This is a genomic window from Mycobacterium kansasii ATCC 12478, assembly GCF_000157895.3.
Lineage (GTDB): Bacteria > Actinomycetota > Actinomycetes > Mycobacteriales > Mycobacteriaceae > Mycobacterium > Mycobacterium kansasii.
The window spans coordinates 6,171,531-6,191,051 of the sequence record NC_022663.1 but is presented as its reverse complement, the minus strand read 5'-3'; the positions used below and the strand labels follow the sequence as shown (position 1 = coordinate 6,191,051).

Genomic DNA, 19,521 nt, shown 5'->3' with positions numbered 1-19,521 from the left:
TGGTCACCGCCGCCGGTGCTGGCTGACGCCGAAACTTCAACCACTGCTACGCGTTGCGGCGGCGTGTCGGCGCAACGGATTGGCCGAACCCGGCTCAGGCGCTGACTTTGCCTCGGCGGTTCGACCGGGGTGGGCCCGCCGGCTTCCCGGTGTCGACGACTTCGGCCAGGAATTTGCCCGTGTAACTTTCCGGCACAGCGGCGACCTCCTCCGGAGTGCCCTGGGCGACAACGGTTCCGCCCCCCGCGCCACCCTCCGGTCCCATGTCGACGATCCAGTCCGAAGTCTTGATCACGTCCAGGTTGTGTTCGATGACGATGACCGTATTGCCCTTGTCGACCAGACCGTTGATCACCTTGAGCAGCTTGCGGATGTCCTCGAAATGCAGGCCGGTGGTGGGTTCGTCGAGGATGTAAATGGTGCGCCCGGTTGAGCGTTTCTGTAACTCGGAGGCCAGCTTGACCCGCTGCGCCTCACCGCCGGACAGCGTCGGCGCGGGCTGGCCGAGCCTGACGTAGCCCAGGCCGACGTCGACGAGGGTCTGCAGATAGCGGTGAATGCCGGTGATCGGCTCGAAGAACTGTGCCGCTTCCTCGATCGACATGTCCAGCACCTCGGAGATGGTCTTGCCCTTGTAGTGCACTTCGAGGGTTTCCCGGTTGTAGCGGGCGCCCTGGCACACCTCGCAGGGCACGTACACGTCGGGCAGGAAGTTCATCTCGATCTTGATGGTGCCGTCCCCGGTACAGGCTTCGCAGCGACCGCCCTTGACGTTGAACGAGAACCGGCCCGGTTGGTAGCCGCGGACCTTGGCCTCGGTGGTGGCGGCGAACAGGGTGCGGATCTTGTCGAACACCCCGGTGTAGGTGGCCGGGTTGGATCGCGGCGTGCGCCCGATCGGCGACTGGTCGACCCGCACCAGCTTGTCCAGGTGGTCCAGCCCGGTGACCCGGGTATGACGGCCCGGGACTTGCCGGGCCCCGTTGAGCCGGTTGGCCAATACCGCGGCCAGGATGTCGTTGACCAGCGTCGACTTGCCCGACCCGGACACCCCGGTCACCGATGTCAGCACGCCGAGCGGGAATGACACGTCGATGCCGCGCAGGTTGTGTTCCCGGGCTCCGACAACGGTGAGCTGACGCCGCGGGTCGGCAGGTCGACGGATCGCGGGAATATCTATGCTTTCCCGCCCCGACAGATAGGCTCCGGTGATCGAGTTCTCGTCGGCCAGCAGTTCGTCGTACGGTCCGCTGTGCACGATGCGGCCGCCGTGCTCGCCGGCGCCCGGCCCGATGTCGACGATCCAGTCGGCGTGGGCGATGGTGTCCTGGTCATGTTCGACGACGATCAGAGTGTTGCCCAGATCCCGCAAGCGGGTGAGGGTTTCGATGAGACGACGGTTGTCGCGCTGATGTAGGCCGATAGACGGCTCGTCGAGCACATACAACACCCCCACCAGGCCGGAACCGATCTGGGTGGCCAGCCGGATGCGTTGCGCCTCGCCCCCGGACAGGGTCGCCGCCGCGCGCGACAGCGATAGGTACTCGAGCCCGACGTCGAGCAGAAATCCGAGCCGCGACTGGATTTCCTTGAGCACCTGGCCCGCGATCGCCTGCTCGCGCGGACCCAGGGTGAGGCGCTGAAGAAAGTCCGCGCACTCCGCGATCGACAGTTCGCAGACCTCGGCGATCGACTTGGGGCCGAGCTCGCGCCCGGCCAGTGTCACCGCCAGAATTTCCGGCTTGAGCCGGGTGCCTTCGCATACCGGGCACGGCACGTCGCGCATGAAGCCCTCGTAGCGTTCCTTCATCTGCTCGGACTCGGTCTGCGACATCTTGCGCTGCAAAAACGCCAGCACGCCCTCGAAATCGGCGTAATACGACCGGGTGCGTCCGTACCGGTTGCGGTAGCGCACGTGCACCTGCTCGTCGCAGCCTTCCAGAATGGCCTTGCGCGCCTTGGCCGGCAGCTTGCGCCAGGGAGTGTCGACGTCGAAACCCAGCGCCTCGCCGAGCCCGGCCATCATCCGGATGAAGTACTCCGCGGTGTGGCCCGTCGACCACGGGGCGACCGCACCCTCGGCCAGGGTGCGTTCCGGGTCGGGCACCACGAGGTCCGGGTCGACTTCCTTGCGGATGCCCAGACCGCTGCATTCGGGGCAGGCCCCGTAGGGCGAGTTGAACGAGAACGACCGCGGCTCCAGGTCGTCTACGGCCAGGGCGTGCCCGTTGGGGCAGGCCAGTTTCTCGGAGAACCGCTGTTCACGGTGCGACGCGCCCGGTTCGTGGTCGGGGAATTCCAGCACCACGATGCCGTCAGCCAAGTTCAGCGCGGTCTCCACCGAATCGGTGAGCCGCTGCTTGGCGGCGGCTTTGACGGTGAGGCGATCCACCACGACCTCGATGTCATGCTTTTCCTGCTTCTTCAGCTTCGGCGGATCGGTCAAAGAATGCACGACACCGTCGACCCGGACTCGGCTGTAGCCCTGGGCGTTCAGCTTGTCGAACAGGTCGGCGAACTCGCCCTTACGGGTGCGCACCACCGGCGCGAGCACCAGAAAGCGGGTGCCCTCCGCCATGGCCAGCACCTGGTCGACGATTTGCTGGGGCGTCTGGCGCGCGATCCGCTCCCCGCAGACCGGACAGTGCGGCGTGCCGGCACGGGCGTACAGCAGCCGCAGGTAGTCGTACACCTCGGTGATCGTGCCGACCGTCGACCGCGGGTTGCGGTTGGTGGACTTCTGGTCGATGGACACCGCCGGAGACAGACCCTCGATGAAGTCGACGTCGGGTTTGTCCATCTGCCCGAGGAACTGGCGGGCATACGCCGATAGGGATTCCACGTAGCGCCGTTGACCCTCGGCGAAGATGGTGTCGAAAGCCAGCGACGATTTACCGGATCCGGACAGTCCGGTGAAGACGATCATCGCGTCGCGGGGCAGGTCGAGGTCGACACTGCGCAGGTTGTGTTCGCGCGCACCCTTGACGATCAGGCGCTCAGCCACCCAGGCCCTTTCACTGACGGGTTCCTTCTAGAGACGGAGTTCGTTCCCCATGCTATGTGCCCGTACCGACAAGCATTCGGGGACCAGTAAGGTGACGCCTATGACCTGCGCCGACAACGGCAATGCCGGGGCAGCCACGATAGTCGCGGGTACCACCGCTTGCTGGGGGGAGTGGCGCACATGACCACCGTCGATGACGACTACACCGGACACGTCGACCCGGGGACCGCGGCCCGTCGCACGCTGCCCGGCGCGACCATCCTCAAGGCGTCGGTGGGGCCCATCGACAACAATGCGTACCTGGTGACATGTGCTACGACCGGCGAGACGCTACTGATCGATGCCGCCAATGACGCCGACGTCCTCATCGACCTGATCCGCCGGTATGCGCCGAAGGTGTCGTTGATCGTCACCAGTCATCAGCACTTCGACCATTGGCAGGCACTGCAGGCGGTGGCCGAAGCCACCGGCGCCCCCACCGCCGCCCACCAAATCGATGCCGACCCGCTGCCGGTCAGGCCCGATCGTTTCCTGGCCAATGGCGACACCGTCCGGATCGGCGAGCTGACATTCGACGTCATCCACTTGCGCGGGCACACGCCGGGATCGGTCGCGCTGGCACTCGACGGGCCGGCGACCGGCGGGGTCACGCAGTTGTTCACCGGCGACTGCCTGTTCCCCGGTGGAGTCGGCAAGACCTGGCAGCCCGGCGATTTCACCCAGCTGCTCACCGACGTCACCACCCGGGTGTTCGACGTGTACGCCGACTCCACCGTCATCTATCCCGGCCATGGTGACGACACCGTGCTGGGCCTCGAGCGCCCTCACCTTCAGGAGTGGCGCGATCGCGGCTGGTGAACGGCGCATCGCGCTCAACTCGGCAGAACAAGGCCGGAAGGCAGCGGCGGTAGGGGACCTTGTTCCCTCGTCGGCGACCCGGCGGCGGCGCACAATCGGCACGAAGCCCGGCGTGAATTGAGGTAGGCGCCGGTCGCGGCGCGAAGGAATGGAGCTCCGACGATGTGGGCACCGTCATCTATCCCGTTCTCCGTTTGGCGCAAGATCGCCATGGCCACCTGGCGTCCCAGAAAGGACCCGATCATCTGGGCGACGGCCGAAATCGATGCTTCGCGGCTGCTGGACTACATCGCCCGGGTTCGCGAGGCCACGGGCCAGCATGTCACCCCCGTGGATCTGGTAGGCCGGGCGGCGGGCAAAGTCGTCGAAGCGCTGCCCGGCCTCAACGGCCGCGTGGTATTTGGCAGCTTTCTGCCATCGCCGACGATCGACTGCTTTTTCGTCGTGTCGCTGCGAACAGACGTGGTGACGGGAGTCGAAGCGGCCAGGACGGATCTTTCCGGCGCCGTCGTGCGTCGCATCAATGAGAAGCCGCCCTGGGTCATCGCCAAAGAATTGGCTGATCGTGCCGCACGGATCCGGCACAACGAAGATCCACAGTTCAAGCAAGCCAAGGCCATGGTCAAAGGCCTCCCGCCGCTACTGCTACGCCCGGTGATGGATGCGATCGCGTTCGTTACCGAAAGTCTCCAGCTGCCCCTGCCCTTCCTCGGGCTCGAGGCCCGTCCCTACGGTTCGATACTCGTCAGCAACGTGGGCACCTACGGCCTGGACACGGCCGCCGCTCCCTGGCCGACGTTTTGCCACGTGCCGTTCGGGATTCTGATCGGGGCCGTGACCGACAAGGTGCTCGCCGAAAAGGGACAACCGGTGGTACGCCCGGTGCTGCCGCTGACGATCGGTCTGGACCACCGGTTCGTCGACGGTTACCAGGCGGCGACGATGGCCCACGTGTTTCGCCAGTATCTGGACGATCCCGCCGCGTTCGACCCGGTCCCCGCTCCCACGCAACCGCGCAAGACGCGCCAGTCCCCCGTTCGCCGCAACGGGAAGCGCCCGGCAATGGCGTAGGCGCACTTCGCCGATAGCAGGACTACAGCAGGAAATGCCATGGAGCTAGCGCAAAAACGGGTCCTCATCACGGGAGCTTCGCGAGGCATCGGAGAAGCCCTCGCCCACGCTTTCGCCGGCGCCGGGGCAACCGTGGCGCTCGTCGCGCGGACCGAGGGCCTCCTTCGGACGCTGGCGGTGGAGCTTGGCGGTTCTGCTCACATCGCCGACCTGTCGGACCCCGGCCAGGTCGCAACCTTGATTGACCGTGTTGAAGACGAAGTCGGGCCGATCGACGTCCTCGTCAACAACGCAGGCATCGACAACAGCACGGGGGGCTTTGCTGACGCGCCCGACGACGATTTGCGAAAAGTAACGCAGGTCAACTACCTCGCCCCGGCCGAATTGTGCCGGCGCGCCATCCCACGGATGCTTCGCCGCGGCGCCGGTCACATCGTCAACGTCTCCTCGATGGGGGGCTGCGTTGTCCTTCCGGGGTTGGTGTCCTACTCGGCTTCCAAAGCGGCTCTTTCACATTTCACCGCGGGCCTAAGAGCCGACCTTCGCGGCTTGCCGATCCGCACCACCCTCGTCGAACTCGGGCCGATCCCCACCGACCTGCTGGCCCATACCGAGGATTACCCGCCGACCGCTGATTCCTTCCGCCGCCTTTACCGGATGCACCTCATGGTCGACGTCACCCGCGAGGTGGTTGCCGATCAGGTCGTGTCCGCGGTACAGAAGGGCCGCAAACACGTCCGGCTGCCCAGGCGGGCAGCCGTCTTCTCGATGCTTGCCGAGGCTCCCAGGCGTACTGCCGAACTCGTTCTCACCGGCATTCCGCATCAAACAAAACGCTCAGCCGGGTTGCCGCCGACATCCCACAGCGCGAGGGATGACGCGGTTCGCTGACGGTATCCGCCTCGCCGAGCATCCGGCCGGCTATTGACGCCCGGCTATGGGCTAGGTCGTGTGCACGATGAGCACGTCGACCTTGGCCCGCCGCGAGACGTTGGCCGGCACCGAACCCAGCAACCGCCCCGCGATCGTGCTCAGGCCGACGTTGCCGACCACCAGGAGGTCGGCCTTCGCTTCTTCGGCGAGGCTGACCAGCGCGTCGACCGGAGCGCCCACGATCGCGCGTTCCTCGACGTTCTTCGCGCCGGCGTTGTGTGCCCGTTCCTTGGCGTCGTGCAGGATCTCATAGATCGGGGCGGTGCCCGTCACCTTGTAGCTTTCGTCCTTCAGGACGTCGGCGGCTCGGGCGTCCTCGTGTTGAGGCAGGTACGCCGACGCGATGATCAACGTGGCATCGGCCCCGGCGATCTGCGCGGCCCGGTCCACTGCCCGCATCGACGAGTCCGAGCCGTCGGTTCCTACCACCACGGTCCGATAGGCGCCCATTTACCCTCCCAGTGTCGGTTGCTACGCCAACCCCAGACAGTATCGCTTTGCCTGATCCAGATGGGTCAGATTACCCACACCGCAGCGGCGTGGCGCAATCCGCATTTTGCCGGGGCAGACACCCGCAGCACACCAGCGGGTTACCGCGACGCAATCGACGGTCCCGGTTTGCTGCGAAAATAGCTGCGGTGCAACGCTTTTCGCTAGATATGGCGATCATGCGGGGCGGCACCGGCGGCGGTGCGCTCCGATGCCCGGCCGGGCGGCTAGACGACGGCTGGTGACCGGAATCATCGCGGGCGACCTACAGTGACAGGCATCATGTCTGCACCGACACTCGATCAGGACACGGCGCCGCCGGCGGCCGGGGCGGCGCACTCGCATGCCCGTGGCCGGCGCCTCGACCCCTGGGCTATCGCTTTGCTGGCGGCGGTCGTGAGCGGAGCCTGGGCCAGTCGGCCGTCGCTGTGGTTCGACGAGGGTGCGACGATCTCGGCTTCGGCACGGCGCACCCTGCCGGAGCTGTGGAATCTGCTGGGCCATATCGATGCGGTACACGGCCTGTACTACCTGCTGATGCACGGCTGGTTCGCGATCTTCCCGCCGACCGAGTTCTGGTCGCGGGTTCCCAGCAGCCTGGCCATCGGCGCCGCCGCCGGCGGCGTAGTCGTGTTCGCCAAGCAGTTTTCCGGCCGCAGCACCGCGTTGTGTGCGGGAGCCGTCTTTGCCATCCTGCCCCGGGTGACCTGGGCGGGCATCGAGGCGCGCTCCTCTGCGCTGTCGGTGACGGCCGCGGTCTGGCTGACGGTACTGCTGGTCACCGCGGTGCGGCGCAACAAGCCATGGGTGTGGCTGCTGTACGCGCTGGGGTTGATGCTGTCGATTTTGATCAGCATCAACTTGGGACTGCTGGTGCCGGTGTACGCCGCGCTGCTGCCACTGCTGGCCCCGGCGCAATCGCGGAAAGCTCCCACCATCTGGTGGGCGGTCGCCTCGCTGGCCGCGGTCGGGGCCATGACGCCCTTCGTCCGGTTCGCCCACGGACAGGTCTGGCAGGTCGGGTGGATCTCGGGGCTGAACCGAAACCTCTTCCTCGATGTGGTGCATCGACAGTACTTCGACCACAGTGTTCCGTTCGCCATCTTGTCCGGCGTGGTCGTCGTCGCCGCCGCCGTGCTGCGGTTGACCGGCGCGCCGGGGCCTGGCGAGGGCACCCGACCGCTGCTGCTTGCCGGCGTGGCCTGGGTGGTCGTTCCCACCGCCGTCGTTCTGATCTACTCGGCGACCGTCGAACCCATCTACTACCCGCGCTACCTGATCCTGACCGCCCCCGGGGCGGCGGTCATCCTGGCCATCTGCATCGTCAGCGTCGCCCGCAAGCCCTGGCTCATAGCCGGCGCGGTGGCGGTCTTCGCCGCCGCCGCGTTCCCGAACTACTACTTCACCCAACGCGGGCCCTACGCCAAGGAGGGCTGGGATTACAGCCAGGTGGCCGACGTCATCAGTGCCCATGCCGCGCCCGGTGACTGCCTGCTGGTGGACAACACCGTGCCGTGGAGACCGGGGCCGATTCGGGCACTGCTGGCCACCCGGCCGGCGGCGTTCCGGTCGTTGGTCGACGTCGAACGCGGCGCCTATGGGCCCAAGGCCGGCACGCTGTGGGACGGCCACGTCGCGGTCTGGCTGACCACCGCCAAGATCAACAAATGCACGACGCTGTGGACGATCACCAATCGCGACAAGTCGTTGCCGGATCATCAAGTGGGACAACGTTTGTCGCCGGGAACGGCGTTCGGGCGCACCCCGGTGTACCAGTTTCCCGGCTACCTGGGCTTCCACATCGTCGAGCGGTGGCAGTTCCACTATTCGCAGGTCGTCAAGTCAACCCGGTGACCGACGCCGGCGTTGGGTCGCCTGGTAGGAGGCGATGAACCCGAGGGCGGCCAACACGGTGAATAGCGCGAACAACCAGCGAGCGGCCGTCACTTCGCCCCCCTCGGCCCTGTTGACCACGACACCGGCCAGGCCGGCGCCGAAGGCCGCCGAGATCAGCTGCACGATGTTGATGGCCGCCGCCGCGGCGCCGCTCTCGGCCGGATCGTCGACGGAATCCATTGCCCATGCGGACAGATGCGGCCAGGCGATCCCGATCCCGGTCCCGGTGATCAGCAGCGCCAGCGCCCACAGCGCGACGACCCCCGGGGGGGCATCGGCACGCTGGGTGACGGCACCAAGCGCCAAGCCCGACGCCATCACCAACGGCGCTGCCGCCACCACATGCGCGATCACCCGGGTGTTGTTCACCGATGCGCTGACAATCTCGCTCGCCGTCCAGCCCACCGCCAGTGACGCACCCAGGAATCCGGCCGCCACCGGTGTCAGGTTGCCCAACCGCTGACCGAACAGCGGCACATAGGTGGTCACCATCGCGGCGACCATCTGCACGGACATGGTCAGGTAGATCCACTTCAGCGGTCCAGGCCCAAACACGCTGTGCGGCAATACTGCTACGTGCATCCGCCAGTCGACGAGCACAAAGATCCCGATCAGCAGCACGCTGGCGGCGAGCAGGCCCGCGGTCTGCACCGGGTAGCGCGGGAGTTCGGCGACGCTGACAGCCAGGGCGGCAGCGCCCATCAACAACAACGACCACACCGGCACCTTGTGCGCGGCGGTCACCGGCTGCCCACCGCTCGTGCCGGCCCGGCTGCTCAGCACGGCCAGCACCAACACGGCCATCAGCCCGGACATCACCGCCATCGCAGCGAACGCCCACCGCCATAGCCCGAACTGCGCGAAAAGTCCACCCGTGGCCGGCCCGACCAGCGTCGCCACCCCCCACATGGCCGACACCAGCGCCGAGCCGCGCGTCCACAGCCGATGCGGCAGCGCGGCGTTGATCAGCGCGTAGCCGAGTCCGGCCAGCAGTCCGCCGGCCACCCCCTGCAGGGTGCGTCCGGCGACCAGGGCCTCCATATTCGGCGCGGCCGCGCACAACAGGCTCGCGACACCGAAGACGGTCAGTCCCATCAGATACGAGGTGCGGGCACCGACGCGCAGCAGCATCGGGTTGACCGAGGTCGCTGCCACCACCGAACCGACCAGATACAGGGTTGTCACCCAGGCGTACAGGCGGCTGCCACCGATTTCGGCGATTGTGCTCGGAAGGAGGCTAATGGTCAGGAACTCGTTGGTGGCATACAGCGCGACGCCGCCGGCCAGCATGGTGGCCGTTCCCAAGTGCCTGCTGAGCAGTTCGCTCCAGCTGCCGGTCTCGCTCGCCGTCTCGGTCACAGCTACACCGTAGGCAGCGCCTGGTCACCCCGAGTCACTTGAGCCCGGCAGCGTCCATCCCACGCAATTCCTTTTTCAGGTCGGCAATTTCGTCGCGGAACCGGGCGGCCAGCTCGAACTGCAGGTCGCGCGCGGCTGCCATCATCTGCTCGGTGAGGTCCTTGATCAGGTCGGCGAGCTCAGCGCGGGGCATGTTCGATGTGTCGCGGCCCTCGAAGACGCCGGCGCTGACCGCGCGGCCGGGCGCACCCTGAGCACGTCGCCCGCGGGACGCGTTGCGGCCCGACCCACCGATCTCCACCGCTTCCGTGTCGTCGGCCTCGCGGTAGACCTGGTCGAGGATGTCGGCGATCTTCTTGCGCAGCGGCTGCGGATCGATTCCATTGGCCTGGTTGTAGGCGATCTGCTTTGCCCGGCGCCGCTCGGTCTCGTCGATGGCCTCTTTCATCGAGTCGGTGATCTTGTCGGCGTACATGTGCACCTCGCCGGAGACATTGCGGGCGGCGCGGCCGATCGTCTGGATCAGGCTGCGCGACGACCGCAAAAAGCCCTCCTTGTCGGCGTCGAGGATCGACACCAGCGACACCTCGGGCAGGTCGAGGCCCTCGCGCAACAGATTGATGCCGACCAGCACGTCGTAGTCGCCGAGGCGCAGCTGACGTAACAGTTCCACCCGCCGCAACGTGTCGACCTCGGAATGCAGGTAGCGGACCCGGATACCCATCTCCAGCAGGTAGTCCGTGAGGTCTTCGGCCATCTTCTTGGTCAGTGTGGTCACCAGCACCCGCTGGTCGGCATCGGCGCGTTTGCGGATCTCCCCGATGAGATCGTCGATCTGCCCCTTGGTCGGTTTCACCACCACCTTCGGGTCCACCAGGCCGGTCGGCCGGATCACCTGCTCGACAAACTCGCCGCCGGACTGGCTGAGCTCGTACGGTCCCGGCGTGGCCGACAGATATACCGTCTGCCCGATTCGGGTGGCGAATTCCTCCCAGGTCAGCGGGCGGTTGTCGCACGCCGAGGGCAGCCGGAACCCGTATTCGACCAGGTTGCGCTTGCGCGAGATATCACCCTCGTACATGCCGCCGATCTGCGGCACAGTGACGTGCGACTCGTCGATGACGAGCAGGAAGTCCTCCGGGAAGTAGTCCAATAGGGTCGCCGGAGGCGAACCGGGGCCCCGGCCATCTATATGTCGCGAGTAATTTTCGATGCCCGAGCAGAACCCGACCTGCCGCATCATCTCGACGTCGTAGTTGGTACGCATCCGTAGTCGCTGGGCTTCCAGCAGCTTGCCCTGCGCCTCCAATTCGGCTAGCCGCTCGGCCAGCTCCCCCTCGATGGTGGAGATCGCGTGCGCCATCCGCTCGGGCCCGGCCACGTAGTGAGTGGCCGGGAAGATCCGCAGCGAGTCGACCTGGCGGATCACCTCTCCGGTCAGCGGGTGCAGGTAATACAACGCCTCGATCTCGTCGCCGAAGAACTCGATGCGAACCGCCAGCTCCTCGTAGGAGGGGATGATCTCCACGGTGTCGCCGCGCACCCGGAAGGAACCGCGGGTGAAGGACAGATCGTTGCGGGTGTACTGCACGTCGACCAGCAGCCGCAGCAGCCCGTCCCGCGGCACCTCGCTGCCGACCCGCAACTCGACCGAGCGGTCCAGGTAGGACTGCGGGGTGCCCAGGCCGTAGATGCAGGACACCGAGGCCACCACCACCACGTCACGCCGCGACAGCAGCGCCGACGTGGCGGAGTGGCGCAACCGCTCCACGTCGTCGTTGATCGAGCTGTCCTTCTCGATGTAGGTGTCGGTCTGGGCGATATACGCCTCCGGCTGGTAGTAATCGTAGTACGACACGAAGTACTCAACCGCGTTGTGCGGCAACATCTCTCGCAGCTCGTTGGCCATCTGGGCGGCCAGCGTCTTGTTGGGTTCCATGACCAGGGTGGGGCGCTGCAGGCGCTCGATGAGCCACGCGGTGGTGGCCGACTTTCCGGTGCCGGTGGCGCCGAGGAGCACCACATCACGCTCCCCCGCGTTGATCCGGCGCTCCAGCTCGTCGATGGCGGCCGGCTGGTCGCCGGCGGGCGCGTGCGGGCTGACCACCTCGAAGCGCGCGCCGGAGCGCACCAAGCCTTCCACGTCCTCTGCGGCTGGACGGTATTCGGAATGGGCAACTACTGGGTGTTCGGTGGCAAAAGCCATGTCATCAGGGTAGAACGAGGCACCGACACGTCTTAGCCGTGGCGGACCCACATGCGGCTTGCCGGGCGCATCCGAGCAGTTAGCCGTCGTTGGAGGCGGACATGGCGAACCCCGGGATGTCCGGCCGGTCGCATGAGGCTCCGGCGGCGTGAACGCCGGTCGTAATCGGCGCTTTGTCCCGGGTGTTGCCCTCGCACACGACTTGCTCGTTGCTGGTCTGGTCGTAGGCGAGTTTGTCGACACCGTCGCCCCTCCGGGAACGAGCGGCGATGAAACACTCGAGCGCCGGGGGCGGGGGTGGCGACTGCTTATGCGGGGTCCGCCGGGACCACCGTCGACACATCACCGATGCAGGTGGCGACCACCGGTACTGAGGAATGCCGGCCGTGCTGCCGGTCCGCTGCCGGGTTCGCGCGGTGGAAGATCCGGCCGAGCCGCTAATGACACGCTTTAACGGTAAGGTGACGCCATCCACCCACCCAAGCACGAAACGTTCGACCTGGTGGCCCGCACCAACACCGATCCCAAAGGCATGGTGCGGGCCGTCGATGAGTACGCCGTGCATCCATGGGGGCTCTATCTGGCCCGGCCCACCCCGGGCCGGGTCCAGTTCCACTACCTCGAGTCCTGGCTGCTGCCGTCATTCGGGTTGCGCGCCACCGTCTTTCACTTCAATCCTGGCCACGAACGCGACTACGACCACTACCTCGACGTGGGTGAATACACGCCCGGCCCCGCGGTGTGGCGTTCCGAAGATCACTACCTCGACATCGAGGTCCGCACCGGACGCGGGGCCAGATTGGCCGACGTCGACGAGCTGCTTGATGCGGTCCGCCACGGACTGTTGCCCGCCGAGGTCGCTGAGCAGGCACTGCAGCGGGCGGTGACCGCCGTCGACGGCCTGGCGCGCCACGACTACGACCTGGTGCGCTGGTTGGCCAGCCACGGCATGGCGCTCACCTGGCGCTCAAGCTGATCGCCGGCCGCTGCGGGTCATTTGCGGCCATAGCGGGTATCCGTGTCGTATGCAATTGAGCGAATACCGGCGCATGGGGCTGCCCGGCGCCATCACCGTGCGCCGCGCCGCGCCAGGGGGACGGCACCGCCCGAAGAAGCTGACGACCGGGAAGGGACCACGTTTCGTCATCCGCCACCATGTGGCGCACAGCGATCACTACGACCTGTCCCTCGAGATCGACGGCATGCTCGTCTGCTGGGCGATACCCCGAAGTCCGTCGACCGATCCCAAGGACAAGCGGATGGCCCTACGCACCGAGGACCACCCGGTGCAGTACGCCACATTCGAAGCGGCCCGTGGCGTCATCGTCTGGGACCACGGCACCTACGCCAACATGACGGGGCACGACATGATCAAGGGTCTTGAGCGCGGCCATCTTTGGTTCCACTTGCACGGTCGGACACTGTGCGGCGGCTACGCGCTCACCCGGATCCGCGAGGGCGAGGACGAGACCTGGCTCCTGACCAAACGCAACGACGCCGTTCAGCCCGACGCACGGCCCAAACTTGGGCTGAACCAACCCGAAGCGGTGCTATCCGGTCGCACGCCGGACGAACCGTCGTGATGGACCTCGCCAAACGCTTACCGCGCAGGTCAATCCGGTCCGACGACCCGCTGCGTGACCGCGCACCGCGCGTATCGTCATCGATATGAGCTCCACCACGCAGAAATGGTCTACGATCGCCGCGATGACGGCCGTCGCGGTCGGCTCACAGCTAGACCCCGCAATCGCGCTGGCCGACCTCCACAACGTCACCTATATCGCCAGGATCGACGGTGTCGCACCCGGTAGTCAGGCCACCTTCGTGCTCAACGGCGGCCAGACATCCACCGCCCCGCTGAGCCCGATGCCCGGCAACGTGTTCGAGGCCAACGAGGTACTGGCCGATCCGCAACAGGCAGGGATGCAGGTGTCGCTGCACTGGCCCTACTCGGCGAATGTCCACTGCGAAATCGACGTCGACGACAACGTCGCCACCCAGGTCGACCAGTTCGTCAGACCGAAGCAAGGCAACAGTGATCCCATGAGCGGGGTACTGCATTGCGGCGCCCCGCTGCCCGGCACCTGACCGGTCACCTCCGGAGCGCGCCGGGCCTCAGTGGTCGCCAGCCAACGGAATCGGCCCAGTCCCACGCCCTCCGGTAGGCGTCGAGAAACCACGGCTCTTTGGCTGCCACGTAGTGCGCGATGTCGCCGGCACCCGATGCCGCGCTCTCCTCGGCGACACGCTTGAGCGACAGGTAGTCTGCCCGCACACCGGAGTTGGCCCGTAGCCAGTCCACGAACAGCAGCGCGAACTGCTGATTGGGCCAACCGTCCACCCGGATATGCACATTCGTCGGCCGTCCGGGATCGGCTGATGCGTGAAAGCGCTTGTGCCACAAAGCAGCATCCGAACTGTGGTCGTAGTGGTCGACGGTGCTGCGCGCATCGGCTTTGGGGACGTCCTGGGTGATGTGCTCCAGGCGCGGATAACCGGCGGATAGCAGCGAGTCGGCGAGTTCGTCTGCCACCGCCAGTGATTCGACGGTGATCTGGATGTCGATGACGTCCTTGGCGTCATAGCCCGGCACCGCCGTTGAACCGATATGGTCCACTCGCAGCGCCCGGTGGCCGGCTGCCGTCTTGAGCCGGTTGACGATGCGGCGGGCCTGGTCCGGCCAACTCGGATCGGCTGGCACCAACCGTGCCGGAGGGCGGACGATCCGACGCTCGCTGAGGTTGTGGGCAAACGGCAATATCCGGTTGTACCAGACGTCGCGGGCGCGCTCGACCAAAACTTCCACGCTGCCCGAGTTGTCCAGCCAGACATCGGCGACTTCACGGCGCTGCTCGTCGGTGGCCTGCGCGGCGATCCGGGCGCGGGCGTCCGCTTCGGACATCCCGCGTTGCTCGACCAGCCGTCGCACCCGCTGTTCGGCGTCGGCGTGCACGATCACCACCAGTGGAAACAGCGACGCCATCCCCGATTCGACCAGCAGCGGAATGTCTTCGACGACAACCGCATCCTGCGCTACCGCCGCGATGATCTCGGCGCGGCGGCGGGCCACCAGCGGGTGCACGATCCCGTTGAGTCTCGTCCGCGCCTCGTCATCCCGAAACGCCTTGGCGGCCAACGCCGGCCGATCCAGCGCCCCGCTAGGCAGCAGGATGTCGTCGCCGAAGGCGTCGACCAGTGCCGCAAGTCCCTCGGTGCCCGGCTCGACTACCTCGCGGGCCAGTACATCCCCGTCGACGATGATGCCGCCGCATTGCGCGAACGTGGTGGACAGCACCGACTTGCCGGAGCCGATGCCGCCGGTGAGTCCGATGCGCAGCATCGGCGCTTAAGCGTTGCCGGCGAGTTTTTCCCGCAGCGCCGCCAGCTGGGCGTCGCTGGCCAGCGACCCACCCGCGGCCTTCTCCGTCGACGCCTGGCTGCCCGAGGGCTGCTCGCCACCGCCGTGTCCGGCCGCCTCGGCCGCGGCAAATTTCTCCATCTGCGCGGTGTGCATCTTGTGCCGCCGCTCGGCCTCGGCGTAGCGGGCTTCCCACTCGTTGCGCTGGGCGTCGAAACCTTCCATCCACTCGTTGGTTTCGGCGTCGAAGCCCTCGGGGAAGATGTAGTTGCCCTGCTCGTCGTAGCTGTCGGCCATGCCGTACTTCGCCGGGTCGAACTCCTCGGTGTAGTCCTCGTTGGCCTGCTTGAGCGACAAGGAAATCCGGCGGCGCTCCAGGTCGATGTCGATGACCTTGACCATCGCGTCGTCGCCGACGGCAACCACCTGGTCGGGCACCTCGACGTGGCGCTCGGCCAGCTCGGAGATGTGCACCAGGCCTTCGATGCCCTCCTCGACGCGGACGAACGCACCGAACGGCACCAGCTTGGTGACCTTGCCCGGCACGATCTGGCCGATGGCGTGGGTGCGGGCGAAGTGGCGCCACGGGTCTTCCTGAGTTGCCTTCAGCGACAACGAAACCCGCTCGCGGTCCATATCCACGTCGAGCACCTCGACGGTGACCTCGTCGCCCACCTGAACCACCTCGGACGGGTGGTCGATGTGCTTCCAGGACAGCTCGGAGACGTGCACCAGACCGTCCACACCGCCCAGGTCGACGAAGGCGCCGAAGTTGACGATGGAGGAGACCACACCCTTGCGAATGGTGCCCTTCTGCAGTTGGTTCAAGAACTCGCTGCGGACCTCGGACTGGGTCTGCTCCAGCCAGGCCCGCCGGGACAGCACCACGTTGTTGCGGTTCTTGTCCAGCTCGATGATCTTGGCTTCGATCTCCTTGCCGATGTACGGCTGTAGGTCGCGGACCCGGCGCATCTCGACCAGCGAGGCGGGCAGGAAGCCGCGCAGCCCGATGTCGAGGATCAGGCCGCCCTTGACGACCTCGATGACGGTGCCCTTGACGGCCTCGTCCTTCTCCTTGAGCGCCTCGATGGTGCCCCAGGCGCGCTCGTACTGCGCGCGCTTCTTCGACAGGATCAGCCGGCCCTCTTTGTCCTCCTTGGTGAGCACCAGGGCCTCGACCTCGTCACCGACGGAAACGACCTCGTTGGGGTCGACGTCGTGTTTGATGGAGAGCTCGCGGGCGGGGATGACCCCTTCAGTCTTGTAGCCGATGTCGAGGAGAACCTCGTCCCGGTCCACTTTGACGATGGTTCCCTCGACGATGTCGCCATCGTTGAAGTACTTGATCGTTTTGTCTATTGCGGCTAGAAAATCCTCGCTGGTGCCAATGTCGTTGACGGCTACTTGCGGCGAGGTGACGGCGGGACTCGGCATATTGTTGGGTTGCTCCGGACAGGGTCGGTCGTAGGGACGTGGGACTTGAGTTGTTGATGTGAGTCGAGGCTACTCGACTGTGTACATGCTGGACAAACCGCACCATCCGTCGCGAATGTAACGCCACGGCGAATTTCAGCGAGTTTTTCCGCCGCCACGTTACACGCGGCGCCCGATCGCCTGTCAGTGAGCCGCCGCGTCCCAAGAGCGCCCGAAGCCCACCGACACTTCCAGCGGAACGTCCAACGGGTAGGCGCCGCCCATTTTCTCGCGCACCAGCGCCTCGACCCGTTCGCGTTCTCCGGGCGCGATTTCGAACAGCAATTCGTCGTGGACCTGCAGCAGCATGCGCGACGCCAGCCCGGCCTCGGTGAGCGCCTTGTCGACCTCGATCATCGCCACCTTGATGATGTCGGCCGCACTGCCCTGGATCGGCGCGTTGAGCGCCGCCCGCTCGGCAGCCTCACGCACCTGCCGATTGCTGCTGTCCAGCTCGGGAAGGTAGCGCCGGCGCCCCAACACGGTTGAGGTGTATCCGTCCTTGCGGGCCTGCTCGACCACGGCCATCAGGTAGTCGCGCACGCCGCCGAAGCGCGCGAAGTATTGGTCCATCTGAACCTTCGCCTCTTCGGTGGAGATCTTCAGCTGCGTGGACAGCCCATAGGCACTCAACCCGTAGGCCAGCCCGTACGACATCGCCTTGACCCGGCGGCGCAACTCGCCGGTCACCTCGTCGATGGGCACACCGAAAGCCCGGGACGCGACGAACGAGTGCAGGTCCTCGCCGGTATTGAAGGCTTCGATGAGACCTTCGTCGCCCGACAGGTGCGCCATGATCCGCATCTCGATCTGGCTGTAATCGGCGGTCATCAGCTCGCTATAACCGGCGCCGACGACGAACGCGTCGCGGATCTGCCGGCCGGCGTCGGTGCGGATCGGGATGTTCTGCAAGTTGGGCTCCGTCGACGACAGCCTGCCCGTGGCCGCGATGGTCTGGTTGAACGTGGTATGAATCCGGCCGTCGGCGGCCACCGAGTTCAGCAGCCCGTCGACGGTGACCTTGAGCCGGGTGACGTCGCGGTGCGCCAGCAGATGCTGCAGGAACGGGTGCCCGGTCTTTTCAAAAAGGCCCTGCACAGCGTCGGCGTCGGTGGTGTAGCCGGTCTTGGTCCGCTTGGTCTTCGGCATCCCGAGTTCGTCGAACAGCACGACCTGCAGCTGCTTGGGCGAGCCGAGGTTGATCTGCTTGCCGATGACGGCGTATGCGGCCTCGGCGGCGTCGCGGATCTGGTCGGCGAACTGGCTTTGCAGCTCGGCCAGCAGTCGCAGGTCGACGGCGATGCCGGCGCGCTCCATGTCGGCCAGCACCCGCTGCACGGGCAGTTCCATGTCGGCCAGCAAGGCCGTGGAATCGATGCGGGCCAGTTCGGCGTCCAGCGCTTCGGCCAGGTCCGCCACCGCCCTGGCCCGCAGGATCGCGGTTTGGACGGCTTGGTCGTCCACTCCTTCCATATCGTCGAGCAATGAAAGTTGTTGCTGTTCAGGCGTTTCCGCGCGCAGCTCGCGGCGCAGGTAGCGCAGCGAGAGATCGTCGAGGGTGAAGCTGCGCTGGCCCGGCCGCACCAGGTAGGCGGCCAGTGCGGTGTCGGAGGTGACGCCGTCCAGGGTCCAGCCGCGGCCCCCGAGGTCATGGATGGCGAGCTTGGCCTCATGCAGTGCCTTGGGTTTGGCCGGGTCGGCCAACCAGGCCGCCAGCGCGGCGTCGTCCTCGGGTGTCACCGTGGCGGTACCGATGTAGCCGCCGTCGCCGTCGGCGGCCGCGATTGCCAGCGCGGTGGTGTCACCGCCGTGCGGCAGATGGGTGCCCACGACCGTCAGGCCGCAGCGGCGCCCGTCGCCGGCGTGTGCGGCCAGCCACTGCGCCACCGTGCCGGGCTGCAGCGTCCCGCCGCGCACGTCGAACCCCTCGTCGACCTCGGGCTCGACCGCGGCCAGCGTGTCGAATAACCGGTCTCGCAACACCCGGAACTCCAGGTCGTCGAAGAGCCGGTGGATGTGGTCGCGGTCCCAGGGCTGCAGCCGCAGCGTGTCCGGGGTTTGGGCCAGCGGCACATCACGCACCAGCTCGGTGAGTTCGCGGTTGCGCACCACGTTGGCCACGTGCGCCCGAAGCGCGTCGCCGACTTTGCCGCGAACCGAGTCGACATGGTCGACCAGCTCCTGCAGCGAGCCGTATTCGGCGATCCACTTGGTGGCGGTCTTCTCGCCCACCCCGGGAATGCCGGGCAGGTTGTCGCTGGGGTCCCCGCGCAGCGCGGCGAAGTCCGGGTATTGCGCGGGGGTGAGCCCGTACTTCTCGACGACGGCCTCGGGGGTGAAGCGGGTGAGTTCGCTGACCCCCTTGCGCGGGTACAGGACCGTCACGTCGTCACTGACCAGCTGCAGTGAGTCGCGGTCGCCGGTGACGACCAGGACCCGATAGCCCTCCTTCTCGGCCTGGGTGGCCAGCGTCGCGATGATGTCGTCGGCCTCGAATCCCGGTTCGGCGAGCACCGTGATGCCCAGCGCGCCCAGGACCTCCTTGGTGATGTCGATCTGGCCGTGGAATTCGTCGGGCGTCGATGATCGGTTGGCCTTGTACTCGGGGTAACGCTCGGAGCGAAAGGTCTGCCGGGACACGTCGAAGGCCGCGGCGATGTGCGTCGGGGCTTCGTCACGCAGCAGGTTGATCAGCATGGCGGTGAAGCCGTAGACCGCGTTGGTGGTCAGCCCGCCGCGGGTCTTGAAGTTCTCCGCCGGCAGCGCATAAAACGCCCGAAACGCCAGCGAGTTGCCATCCAGCAACATCAGCGTCGGCTTGGCTCGATCCTCACTGGCGGTGCTCACGGATCACACTCTATGCACCTGGTCCGA

The 19,521-nt window shown here is 66.5% G+C and carries 14 protein-coding genes; 7 read left to right on the top strand and 7 right to left on the bottom strand.

Translation table 11 applies throughout. From position 1 onward, the window contains the following. Positions 1-94: 94 nt before the first annotated feature. On the bottom strand, positions 95-3,004 hold the full coding sequence (gene uvrA, locus MKAN_RS26820) for an excinuclease ABC subunit UvrA (RefSeq protein ID WP_023373716.1): 2,910 nt from the start codon (positions 3,002-3,004) through the stop codon (positions 95-97). A 180-nt stretch (positions 3,005-3,184) separates the two neighbouring features. On the opposite strand from uvrA, the gene MKAN_RS26815 reads away from it, so the two are divergent. From MKAN_RS26815 to MKAN_RS26805, 3 genes are all read left to right on the top strand, one after another. Then, positions 3,185-3,862: an MBL fold metallo-hydrolase gene (locus MKAN_RS26815; RefSeq protein ID WP_023373714.1), complete on the top strand. Its 678-nt coding sequence runs from the start codon at positions 3,185-3,187 to the stop codon at positions 3,860-3,862. Between the two features lie 162 nt (positions 3,863-4,024). After that, positions 4,025-4,933 carry a 2-oxo acid dehydrogenase subunit E2 gene (locus MKAN_RS26810; RefSeq protein ID WP_036449014.1) on the top strand — a complete coding sequence of 303 codons (909 nt, stop codon included), beginning with the start codon at positions 4,025-4,027 and terminating at the stop codon, positions 4,931-4,933. A 39-nt stretch (positions 4,934-4,972) separates the two neighbouring features. Further along, the gene (locus tag MKAN_RS26805) at positions 4,973-5,824 is read left to right on the top strand and encodes an SDR family NAD(P)-dependent oxidoreductase (RefSeq protein WP_023373710.1); all 852 of its coding nucleotides are present in this window, start codon (positions 4,973-4,975) and stop codon (positions 5,822-5,824) included. A 51-nt stretch (positions 5,825-5,875) separates the two neighbouring features. On the opposite strand, the gene MKAN_RS26800 is transcribed toward MKAN_RS26805, so the two are convergent. Beyond that, the gene (locus MKAN_RS26800; protein ID WP_023373708.1) at positions 5,876-6,316 is read right to left on the bottom strand and encodes a universal stress protein; all 441 of its coding nucleotides are present in this window, start codon (positions 6,314-6,316) and stop codon (positions 5,876-5,878) included. A 321-nt stretch (positions 6,317-6,637) separates the two neighbouring features. On the opposite strand from MKAN_RS26800, the gene MKAN_RS26795 reads away from it, so the two are divergent. Continuing rightward, on the top strand, positions 6,638-8,209 hold the full coding sequence (locus tag MKAN_RS26795; RefSeq protein WP_036395345.1) for a mannosyltransferase: 1,572 nt from the start codon (positions 6,638-6,640) through the stop codon (positions 8,207-8,209). Here MKAN_RS26795 and MKAN_RS26790 read toward each other — a convergent pair. Further along, positions 8,198-9,610 (bottom strand): MFS transporter, encoded by a 1,413-nt coding sequence (locus MKAN_RS26790; RefSeq protein WP_023373701.1) that lies wholly within the window; start codon positions 9,608-9,610, stop codon positions 8,198-8,200. The genes MKAN_RS26795 and MKAN_RS26790 overlap by 12 nt on opposite strands. 34 nt (positions 9,611-9,644) lie before the next feature. Next, positions 9,645-11,816: an excinuclease ABC subunit UvrB gene (gene uvrB, locus MKAN_RS26785; protein WP_023373699.1), complete on the bottom strand. Its 2,172-nt coding sequence runs from the start codon at positions 11,814-11,816 to the stop codon at positions 9,645-9,647. Between the two features lie 535 nt (positions 11,817-12,351). Here uvrB and MKAN_RS26775 point away from each other — a divergent pair. From MKAN_RS26775 to MKAN_RS26765, 3 genes are all read left to right on the top strand, one after another. Further along, a complete protein-coding gene (locus MKAN_RS26775) occupies positions 12,352-12,792 on the top strand; it encodes a ribonuclease FAU-1 family protein (protein ID WP_036395399.1) in 441 nt (146 codons plus the stop codon). A 49-nt stretch (positions 12,793-12,841) separates the two neighbouring features. Continuing rightward, positions 12,842-13,399 carry a DNA polymerase ligase N-terminal domain-containing protein gene (locus MKAN_RS26770; RefSeq protein ID WP_023373693.1) on the top strand — a complete coding sequence of 186 codons (558 nt, stop codon included), beginning with the start codon at positions 12,842-12,844 and terminating at the stop codon, positions 13,397-13,399. An 85-nt stretch (positions 13,400-13,484) separates the two neighbouring features. Next, positions 13,485-13,904 carry a hypothetical protein gene (locus MKAN_RS26765; RefSeq protein WP_023373690.1) on the top strand — a complete coding sequence of 140 codons (420 nt, stop codon included), beginning with the start codon at positions 13,485-13,487 and terminating at the stop codon, positions 13,902-13,904. Between the two features lie 4 nt (positions 13,905-13,908). Here MKAN_RS26765 and coaE read toward each other — a convergent pair whose 3' ends face one another. The 3 genes from coaE to polA form a co-directional block, all read right to left on the bottom strand. Then, positions 13,909-15,156: a dephospho-CoA kinase gene (gene coaE, locus MKAN_RS26760; protein ID WP_023373688.1), complete on the bottom strand. Its 1,248-nt coding sequence runs from the start codon at positions 15,154-15,156 to the stop codon at positions 13,909-13,911. 6 nt (positions 15,157-15,162) lie between these two features. Further along, on the bottom strand, positions 15,163-16,608 hold the full coding sequence (gene rpsA / locus MKAN_RS26755) for a 30S ribosomal protein S1 (protein WP_023373686.1): 1,446 nt from the start codon (positions 16,606-16,608) through the stop codon (positions 15,163-15,165). Positions 16,609-16,791: 183 nt separating this feature from the next. Continuing rightward, positions 16,792-19,455 (bottom strand): DNA polymerase I, encoded by a 2,664-nt coding sequence (gene polA, locus MKAN_RS26750; protein WP_099185132.1) that lies wholly within the window; start codon positions 19,453-19,455, stop codon positions 16,792-16,794. Positions 19,456-19,521: the final 66 nt, after the last annotated feature.